Source organism: Streptomyces sp. NPDC029216 (genome assembly GCF_040648015.1).
Taxonomy (GTDB): Bacteria; Actinomycetota; Actinomycetes; order Streptomycetales; family Streptomycetaceae; genus Streptomyces.
The window spans coordinates 1-8,913 of sequence record NZ_JBEZWL010000215.1; the positions used below are offsets into that span (position 1 = coordinate 1).

Below are 8,913 nucleotides of genomic sequence, written 5' to 3' on the forward strand. Positions count from 1 at the left end.
GCCTCGACCAGACGCGGATTGACGACGTGTCCCACATGACGGACGTCCTCGTCGTCGAGTCCGTGTGCGCCGGTCAGGCGGCCGCGCGGCGCTTGCGGGCGGACATCAGGGCGTACACCAGGACGCCCGCGAAGAGGAACAGCACGCCCTGGTAGACGGCCGCGTACCCGGATCCGGCGACCAGCCACATCGAGAAGGCGAAGGCCAGGCCCGCGAGGACGGCGTCACGGACCAGCTGGCCGCGCCGGACCCGCTCCGACTGGCCCGAGGCCAGGAAGTACAGCTGAGCGGCGGTGGAGAGCAGGTAGGGGACGGTCGCCGTGAAGGTGGTGATCAGCACCAGCGCCTCGAAGACGCCCGCGGAGCCCGCCGTGTAGTTGTAGACGGTCAGGGCGGAGGCCAGCCCGGCCGTGACCAGGACGCCGGCCACCGGGACCCCGCGCTGCTTCTTCTCGAAGACCTTCGGGAAGAGCCCGTCCCTGGCGGCCGCGTACGGGGTCTGCGCGCCGAGCAGGGTCCAGCCGTTCAGGGCGCCCACCATCGAGATCACGGCGGCGCCGGCGACCAGCGTGCCGCCCCAGGTGCCCCCGAACATCGCGTTGACGGCGTCGGTGAAGGGGGCCTGGGAGGAGGCCAGCGCGTCGTGGGCGACGAGGCCGAAGACGGAGAGGGTGCCGAGCAGGTACACGACGGCGGCGCCGACGGTGCCGAGGACGGTGGCCCGGGCGACGTTGCGGGCCGGGTCGCGGACCTCGCCCGCGCTGACGGCGGCGGACTCGACGCCGATGTAGCTGAAGAGCAGGATCGCGGCGGACGCGGAGACGGCCCCGACCGGGCTCTGGTCGGTGGCCCGGAAGGGGCCGAGGTTGGCCGGGTCGAAGAAGAACAGCCCGCCGACGGCCACCAGCAGCAGCGGGACCAGCTTCAGCACGGTCGCGACCACCTGGACCGCGCCCACGTACCGGGTGCCGGCCAGGTTGGACAGGGCCGGCAGCCACTGGACGAGGAGGGCGGCCAGGCACATCGACCACTTGTGCTCCCCCACGGCCGGGAAGAGCACCGCCAGGTAGCCGACGGAGGCCACGGCGAGGGCGGCGTTCGAGACCCAGGCGGTCATCCAGTAGCTGTACGCGGCGAGGAAGCCCGCGAAGTCGCCGAAGGCGGCGCGTACGTAGACGTAGGGTCCGCCGGTCTGCGGGTGGCGCCGGGCGAGACGGCCGAAGACCAGGGCGAGGGCGATCGCGCCGAGGGTCAGGACGGCGAAGGCCAGGAGGCTGATGGTGCCGAAGGGCGCCACCGAGGCGGGGAGCAGGAAGATCCCGCCGCCGATGACGTTGCCCATGACCAGGCAGACGGCGACGGGGAGGCCGAAGCGGCGGGCGTGCCGGTCGGCCGGCGCGGGCTCCGCGGGCCGCCCGGGTGCGGAGGCCTGCCGGGGTGGGGCGGGCTGCTGGGTTCCGGCGGCCCCGGGGGCGGTGCTGTCCTCGGCGGGCGGGGCTGCGGTGCTGGTCATCGGTGGTGCGCCTCTGAATATCTCACATGGTGGGCAGGTCAACACATGGTTGACCACCGCGAAGTCCGCACCAAATCACCGGTTTTCATCCGGCCTCCGCCCCTTCGCGGACGGAAGGGTTCCGCCCGATTCGCCCTCCGGCCGGTGATCCTCCCGTGCCGCCGGGAGGGGGACCTGCGGGCCGTTCGACTCGCGCAGCCAGCGGCGCAGCACCTCGTGCACGGCCTCCGCGCCCACCAGCTCCGGCCCCGGATCCGGTCGCGGCTGCGACAGGTCAGTCGGCCACATCAGGAAGGGGTGCCCCTGCTCCCCGCCCAGGCCGCCGTGCGAGCCGATCTGCTCCTCGAAGGCGTGGACGGTCCCGCTGCGGGGGTCGTACGCGGAGTTGACCATGACGTCCGCGACGTGCGGGAAGGAGTCCGTCCGGCGGACCGCGTCCGCCGCACCGGGACCGAACGCGGAGAGGAGTTCCTCCGCCTCCCCCGGCACGTCGAGCCGCGCCGAGGCCCCGCCCGGGCCCAGCACCTCCCCGTCGACCAGCAGGAAGCCCACCCCCGGGTGGCCGGCCAGGGTGGCCAGCAGGGCGGGGTGGGCCCGCTCGATCCGCCGGCGCGTGGCCCGGCCCGGCAGGTCGGGGAAGGAGATCAGCCCGAGGTTCCCCGAGGCCAGCACCACCGGGTCGGGGCCCGGCCCCGGGCGGGCCTCCTCCTCGTCCTCCTCCACCGGCCGGTGCAGGGCGGCGAGCACCGCCGCCCGGGCCTCGGCCCCGCTGCGGGTGCGGCCGGCCCGGCGGGGTACGGGCAGCCCGCAGCCCGCCCGGACCAGGTCCCGCAGGCTCAGGCCGTAGCGGCCGAGGAAGGTCTCCCCGGGGCTCTGGCCGTGGTCCGAGAGCAGCACGAACCGGTACGCGCGCGGCGCGTGCTCGGCGACCCGGGCGATCAGCGCGAGGCTCCGGTCGAGCCGGGCGAGCACCTGGTCGGTGTCCCGGCCGTGCGGGCCGCTGTGGTGGGCGACCTCGTCGTAGGCCACCAGGTCCGCGTAGACCGACGCCCGGCCGGCGAGCAGGTCCCCGATCACCGCCGAGACCACCACGTCCCGCTCGACCACCGTCGCGAAGGCCCTGATCAGCGGGTACAGCCCGCCCCACGTCACCCGGGGGTGCTCGCCGCGCAGCCGTGAGCGCAGCGACTGGCCGACCTCCCGGCCCGCCTCGGCGACGAAGGACAGGGCGGTGCGGACGGCGTTGGCCGGGTCGGAGAAGTACGCGAAGTAGCCCGCGCGGGAGCGGTTGGCGCGGCCGCGCCGGGCCGCGACCGAGAGCACCAGCGCCAGCTGGTCGGCGCCCCCGCTGAACAGGTTGCCCCGGCTGGCCCCGTCGAGGGTGAGGAGCCCGCCGTCCCGGGTGCGGGCCACGGCGCGGCGCTGGAGTTCGGCGGCGCTGGTGGGCCGGTTGCAGACCATCACCTCGCCGGTGTCCTTCTCGTACCAGCGGAAGGCCGGCACGTCGTGGTTGGAGCCGTGCAGGATGCCCAGCTGGCTGGCGCCGGTCTGGCTGGACCAGTCGGTGCGCCAGGGCATGATCCGGTGGCTGTGGTCCAGCCAGCCGGCCACCGTCGGCATCAGTCCGCTGCCGGCCGCCCGGCGCAGCACCTCGTACCCGACGCCGTCGAGCTGGAGGAAGACCAGCCCCGGCCCGCCGGCGTCCGGGGGCGCCCCGGTACGGCGGCGGCGCCGGGCGGCGAGCCGGTACAGCCGGCGCCGGTAGGCGTCGTCGTCGCGCACCGCGAGCGCGGTGGAGGTGGCGGAGGCGACGGCGGACATCACCGCGGCGACGACCACCGCCGTCTCGGGGGCCGCCGCCGCGCCCCGGCCGTCGGGGATCAGGCTGAGGGCCATCAGCAGGAGGGAGCCGTTGAGGAAGAAGACGAGCAGCCCGAGCACCAGGGCGGGCACCAGCAGCAGGGCCCGTACGACGACCGGCCAGACCAGGGCGGTCAGCAGGCCGAAGGCCCCGGCGCCCCAGGCGGCGGTCAGCCCGACCCGGGTGACGCTGTCGCCGTCGGCGGACTGCAGGCGGAAGTCGGGGAGGATCCCGGCGAGCACGAGCAGGGTGAGGGTGGACACCGCCCACACGAGGAGCACCCGCACCAGTGCGCCGCCCGCGGCCCGCCACCGTCCTCGCCACCGCCCCATGACGCACCCGCCTCACGTCTCCCCCGGACGCCGTCCGGGGCCCCCGGGCCCGCGCCCCGCCCGCGGTCCCCCCGCCAGCGTCGCACAGGGAGACCGGCGCGGCCGGTCCGCACGGATGGCGCACGGAGGTACGGGGCGGTGCCCGGGAGCGGGACGCTCAGCTGCCGTCGTAGCCGGCGGTCGGCATGGACAGCCGGCGGTGCACCTCGGCCTTCATGGCGGAGGTGTAGCGCGGCTCGTCGAGCCCGGCGGTCTCCAGGCGTACGCCGCGCCGCGCGCACTCGGCGGTGAACTCCTCGACGGAGCGCAGCGCGCGGGCCAGCACCCGCGGGTTGGGGGCGACGAACAGGTCGACCTGGCCGGCGTCCACGTCGCGCCAGAGCCCGCAGTGGTCGGCCCGCAGCCCGTAGAAGAGCAGCTGCCGGGTGACCACGTAGCCCTGGGCGGCGGCCCAGCGCGCGCACATGGCGTGCTGGCTCCGGGTGTCCACGGCGAAGGGGTCGGCGTCGAGTTCCTCCAGCGGGGCCAGGCTGGCGATCGCGGCCACGCGCAACGCATCCATGGCGCCCGACCCTACTCCGATCCGGGCCAGGGGAGGAGGGGGCCGCGGAACTCCGCTTCCGGGCGGATCCCCGGGGGAAGACCTAGGCTCGATGGGGTCGAGGAAGGGGGTGCGGGGGTGCCGGTGGAGATCACCTGGTGGGGGCATGCCACGTGCACGGTGGGGGACTCGGGCGTGCGGGTGCTGACGGACCCGCTGTTCGTCCGCCGGTTCGCGCACCTGCGCCGGCGTCGCGGGGCGGTGCCCCCGCCGGAGGCGGCCGTGGCGGACGTGGTGCTGGTCTCGCACCTGCACGCCGACCACCTGCACCTGCCCTCCCTGGCCCGGCTGGCGCGCGGCACCCGGCTCGTCGTGCCGCGCGGGGCGGGCCGGGCGGTGCCGGGGCTGGCGCGGCTGGCGGCGGCGCGGGGGCTGGCGGTGACGGAGCTGGTCCCGGGCGAGGAAGTCGGGGTGCGGCAGGGCGTCCGGGTCCGGGCGGTGAGCGCGCGGCACGACGGGCGGCGGGCGCCGTTCGGGCCGCAGCGGGTGCGGGCGCTGGGGTACGTGGTCGAGGGCGCGGCGCGGACGTACTTCGCCGGGGACACGGGGCTCTTCGACACGATGGCCGAGGAGACCGGGCCGGTGGACGTGGCCCTGCTGCCGGTCGGCGGCTGGGGGCCCTACCTGGGGCCGGGGCACCTGGACCCGGAGGGGGCGGCGCGGGCGCTGGTGCGGCTGGCGCCGCTGGCGGCGGTGCCGGTGCACTACGGGACGTACTGGCCGATCGGCATGGACGCGGTGCGGCCGCACGAGTTCCACGCGCCGGGCGGGGAGTTCGCCCGGCTGGCGGGGGTGCTCGCGCCGAAGGTGACCGTACGGGTCCCCGCGCACGGGGAGCGGGTGCGGCTGCCGTGACGGGGTGGTGGCTGGGGGCGGCGGAGGTGGTGGGGCGGGTACCGCCGGAGACCACCCAGCGGGCGGTGGGCTACCCGGCGTTGTTCGTGCTGGTGGCGCTGGGGGCGCTGGTGCCGGTGATTCCGACGGGGGCGCTGGTGAGTTCGGCGGCGGTGGTGGCGTTCCATCAGCGGTCGCTGCCCCTGGGGGTGTTCCTGGTGTTCGGGGTGGCGGCGCTGGCCGCCTTCGCGGGGGACGTCGCCCTGTACTGGCTGGGGCAGCGCGGGGTGCGGTCGCGGGGCGGTTCCCGCTGGCTGGAGTCCCTGCGCGGGCGGGCCACGCCGGAGCGGCTGGAGCGGGCCCGGGCGGGGCTGGACGAGCACGGGGTGCTGGTGCTCGTGCTGTCGCGGCTGGTTCCGGCGGGGCGGATCCCGGTGATGCTGGCCTGCCTGCTGGGCGGGCTGCCGCTGCGGAGGTTCGCCCGGGGGGACGCGCCGGCGTGCCTGGCCTGGGCGGCGGCGTACGGGCTGATCGGGATCCTGGGCGGCTCGCTGTTCTCCGAGCCGTGGAAGGGCGTGGCCGTGGCGGTGGGCCTCACGGTGCTGATCAGTGCGGGGCCGGCGGGGTGGCGGCGGGCCCGGGGTGGGCGGGGTGGCCGGGGGGATGGTGGGTAGCCTCCTTCCCTCCGGTACGGAAGGGGTCACTGATGACGGAGGAACTCCACGGTGGCGGTACGCCTCCGGACGGCACGGCCTGGGAGACGGTCCGCGCCCTCGCCGCCCACTTCGACGCCGCCTCGGCCGAGCTGGGGGTGGTGCCGCCGCAGAGCCACGTCCTGCAAGTGCTGAAGATCGGCGAGGAGTTCGGCGAGGCCGCGCAGGCGCTGATCGGGGCGACCGGGACGAATCCGCGGAAGGGGCGTTCGCACGGGTGGGAGGACGTTCATGACGAGGTGTGCGATGTGATCATCACGGGGATGGTGACGCTGGCGCGGATGCGGCCGGACGCGGCGGAGCACTTCGCGGGCCAACTCGCCCTGAAGGCGGGGCGCTTCCTCCCCGCCCCGGCCGCCGCGGACGGAGCCTGACCCCGGGGCGGGGGGCCGCTGCGCGGCACCGGCTTCAGGCGTCGGCCAGGGGCGGGGTCCGGGCGGCCCACGGTCGGGCGGATTCCAGTTGGGCGGCCACGCTCAGGAGCGTCGTCTCCTCGTGCGGCCGCGCCACCAGCTGGACGGCGACCGGCAGCCCGTCCGTCCCGAACCCCGCGGGCACCGACGCGGCGGGCTGCCCCGTCACGTTCCACAGCGCGGTGTACGCGATCATCGGCCGCGACCGCAGCAGCGCCCCCGCCAGCCCCACCCCGTCCAGAGCCCCGACCCCCCGCGGCCGGTGCGCGAGCGTCGGGGTGAGCAGCAGGTCCGCCCCGGCGAAGACCCGCTCGGCCCGTACCGCCAGCCGTTCCCCCGCCCGCACGGCCCGTTCCACGGCGGCCTCCGGCGCCAGCCGGGCGAGCGTCAGGGTCTGCCGGGTGCGGCGCTCCAGGAGGTCCGGCCGCTCCACGGCGGCCGCCTCCGCGCGGACGCCGCCGCAGAACTGCGGCAAGAACGCCGCCGTGGCGTCCGGGTAGCGCGGGGACACCTCCCGTACGTCGTGCCCGAGTTCGCGCAGCACCTCCGCGGTCCGCCGCAGGGCCGTCACGTGCTCCGGGTGCGGCCGTACGCCGGGCACCGCGGGCTTCGCCGACCAGGCGATGCGGAGCCGGCCGGGCTCGGTGGACGCCGCCCGGACGAAGCTCGTGCCGGTGGGGCGGGCCGCCCAGCGGTCGCCCTCCGCGGGGCCGCTGAGGACGTCGTAGAGCAGGGCGCTGTCCAGCACCGTGCGGGTGAGCGGGCCGACGGTGCCGAGGGCGTACCAGAGGTGGGGCTGCGGGGCGGTGGGGACGCGGCCGCGCTGCGGTTTGAGGCCGAAGAGGCCGCAGCAGGCGGCGGGGATGCGGATCGACCCGCCGCCGTCGCCGCCGAGCGCGGCACCGACGAGGCCGGCCGCGACGGCGGCGGCGCTGCCTCCGCTGGATCCGCCGGGGGTGCGGGTGGTGTCCCAGGGGTTGCGGGTGCGGCCGTGGGCGGCCGACTCGGTGAACGGCCACTGCCCGAACTCCGGCATGGCGGTCTTGCCGACGACCACGGCTCCGGCCTCCCGCAGCCGGCGCACGGCCTCGGAGTCGCGGGCCGCCGGGGTCCGGTGGGCGGCGCCGCCGAAGGCCGTGACCTCCCCGGCCACGTCGAGCTCGTCCTTGACCGCGACGGGCACGCCCAGCAGGGGCCGCTCCGTCCCGGCCTCCCGGGCCGCGTCGCAGGCGTCGGCCTCGGCGAGGACCCGCTCCCGGGCCCGCACCACGCGGAACGCCCCCAGGTGCCGGTCCAGCGCCGCGATCCGGCGCAGGGAGGCCTCCGCGAGGGCCCGCGCGGTCACCTTGCCCGCCCGTACCAGCTCCGCCTGCCGGGCCGCCCCCAGGAACAGCAGCTCACCGTCGTCCACGTGCGTACGCGCCCTTCCTCCACGGGGTGTTCCGTGGTGGGCACGGTATGCCAGGCCGGGCGGTCCACGACAGGGGCGTACCGGCGCGGTACCGGCCGGCCTCGTCGCCGGGACCGCTACGGGGCCTCCCGGACGGCGGACGGGAGTCGACCCGCCCCGGAATCGGCATCGGCATCGACATCGGCATCGGCATCGGCATCGGCGAGGGTGCGGGAGCCGCCGATGGGCAGGTCCCAGAGGTCCTCGCGGGGCAGCCCGGCGCGGGCCCAGGCGGCCCGCACGCGGTGCAGGGGTTCCATGACCGGTTCGGCGGACAGGACGAACGTGGCCCAGTGCATCGGGGCCATCCGGCGGGCGCCGAGGTCCAGGCAGGCCTGGACGGCCTCCTCCGGGTCGGCGTGCACGTCGCGCAGCCACCAGCGCGGGGCGTACGCGCCGATGGGCAGGAGCGCGAGGTCGATGCCGGGGTGGCGGCGGCCGATCTCGCCGAACCAGTGCCCGTAGCCGGTGTCCCCCGCGAAGTACACCTTGCGGCCCCCGCCGGCCCGGTCGGTGAGCACCCAGCCGCCCCACAGGGTGCGGCAGGTGTCCAGCAGGGAGCGTTTGGACCAGTGGTGCGCCGGTACGAAGTCGAAGCGTACGCCGTCCAGTTCAGCACACTCCCACCAGTCGAGCTCGGTCACCCGGCGGAAGCCACGGCGGCGGCACCAGCGGGCGAGTCCGGCCGGCACGAACAGGGCGGTGTCCCTGGGGAGGCGTCTGAGGGTGGGGGCGTCGAGGTGGTCGTAGTGGTTGTGGCTGATCACCACCGCGTCCACGGGCGGCAGTTCCTCCCAGCGGACCCCCGGGGCCGTCATCCGGGCCGGGGTGCCGAGGATCCGCCGGGACCAGACGGGGTCGGTGAGCACCGTCAGCCCGCCGGCCCGGACCACCCAGGAGGCGTGCCCGGCCCAGGTCACACAGACCGCGCCGGGCGCCACGGCGGGCAGCGGGGCGGGCCGGTACGGCAGATCGGGAATCCCCCTCAGCCCGTCCGGCCCGGGCCGGAACGCCCCCTCCCGCGCCAGCCGCGCGAACGCCCGCACCCCGGGCAACGGCGTGGTCAGCCGCCCGGCGAACGACCGCGGCCAGGCCCGCACTTCCCCGAGGGGCCGGGGGCCGCCGGCCGCCGGCGCCCCCCCCGACCGGCAGCAGCTCGGTCATGCCGAAGTTGTCGCCGACGGTCTGCGCGCCGA

7 protein-coding genes and 1 pseudogene are annotated in these 8,913 nt (G+C 76.6%); 3 read left to right on the plus strand and 5 right to left on the minus strand.

From position 1 onward, the window contains the following. Window positions 1-73: 73 nt before the first annotated feature. The 3 genes from AB0F18_RS36910 to AB0F18_RS36920 form a co-directional block, all read right to left on the minus strand. Entirely contained in the window at window positions 74-1,513 is a 1,440-nt protein-coding gene (locus AB0F18_RS36910; RefSeq protein ID WP_362069195.1) for an amino acid permease, read from the minus strand. A gap of 75 nt (window positions 1,514-1,588) precedes the next feature. Then, window positions 1,589-3,706, minus strand: coding sequence for a phage holin family protein (locus AB0F18_RS36915; protein ID WP_362069198.1), 2,118 nt, complete (start codon window positions 3,704-3,706; stop codon window positions 1,589-1,591). A 157-nt stretch (window positions 3,707-3,863) separates the two neighbouring features. After that, window positions 3,864-4,268, minus strand: coding sequence for a hypothetical protein (locus tag AB0F18_RS36920; protein WP_362069201.1), 405 nt, complete (start codon window positions 4,266-4,268; stop codon window positions 3,864-3,866). A gap of 117 nt (window positions 4,269-4,385) precedes the next feature. Here AB0F18_RS36920 and AB0F18_RS36925 point away from each other — a divergent pair, with 117 nt between their 5' ends. The 3 genes from AB0F18_RS36925 to AB0F18_RS36935 are packed head-to-tail and all read left to right on the plus strand — an operon-like array spanning window position 4,386 to window position 6,228. Continuing rightward, a complete protein-coding gene (locus tag AB0F18_RS36925) occupies window positions 4,386-5,162 on the plus strand; it encodes an MBL fold metallo-hydrolase (protein WP_362069204.1) in 777 nt (258 codons plus the stop codon). Continuing rightward, window positions 5,159-5,815 (plus strand): VTT domain-containing protein, encoded by a 657-nt coding sequence (locus AB0F18_RS36930; RefSeq protein ID WP_362069207.1) that lies wholly within the window; start codon window positions 5,159-5,161, stop codon window positions 5,813-5,815. The genes AB0F18_RS36925 and AB0F18_RS36930 overlap by 4 nt, the downstream gene beginning before the upstream one ends. A gap of 32 nt (window positions 5,816-5,847) precedes the next feature. After that, a complete protein-coding gene (locus AB0F18_RS36935; RefSeq protein WP_362069210.1) occupies window positions 5,848-6,228 on the plus strand; it encodes a MazG-like family protein in 381 nt (126 codons plus the stop codon). Between the two features lie 34 nt (window positions 6,229-6,262). Here AB0F18_RS36935 and AB0F18_RS36940 read toward each other — a convergent pair whose 3' ends face one another. Together AB0F18_RS36940 and AB0F18_RS36945 are read right to left on the minus strand one after the other, a co-directional pair. Further along, window positions 6,263-7,678 carry an amidase gene (locus AB0F18_RS36940; RefSeq protein WP_362069213.1) on the minus strand — a complete coding sequence of 472 codons (1,416 nt, stop codon included), beginning with the start codon at window positions 7,676-7,678 and terminating at the stop codon, window positions 6,263-6,265. A gap of 116 nt (window positions 7,679-7,794) precedes the next feature. Beyond that, window positions 7,795-8,835 (minus strand): annotated as a pseudogene (locus AB0F18_RS36945) (MBL fold metallo-hydrolase); the annotation flags it as partial. Between the last annotated feature and the right edge of the window lie 78 nt (window positions 8,836-8,913).

Coding starts and splice junctions, on each gene's coding strand:
- AB0F18_RS36915 (WP_362069198.1), bottom strand. CDS start 3,706: ATGGGGCGGTGGCGAGGACGGTGGCGGGCCGCGGGCGGCGCACTGGTG.
- AB0F18_RS36935 (WP_362069210.1), top strand. CDS start 5,848: ATGACGGAGGAACTCCACGGTGGCGGTACGCCTCCGGACGGCACGGCC.
- AB0F18_RS36920 (WP_362069201.1), bottom strand. CDS start 4,268: ATGGATGCGTTGCGCGTGGCCGCGATCGCCAGCCTGGCCCCGCTGGAG.
- AB0F18_RS36910 (WP_362069195.1), bottom strand. CDS start 1,513: ATGACCAGCACCGCAGCCCCGCCCGCCGAGGACAGCACCGCCCCCGGG.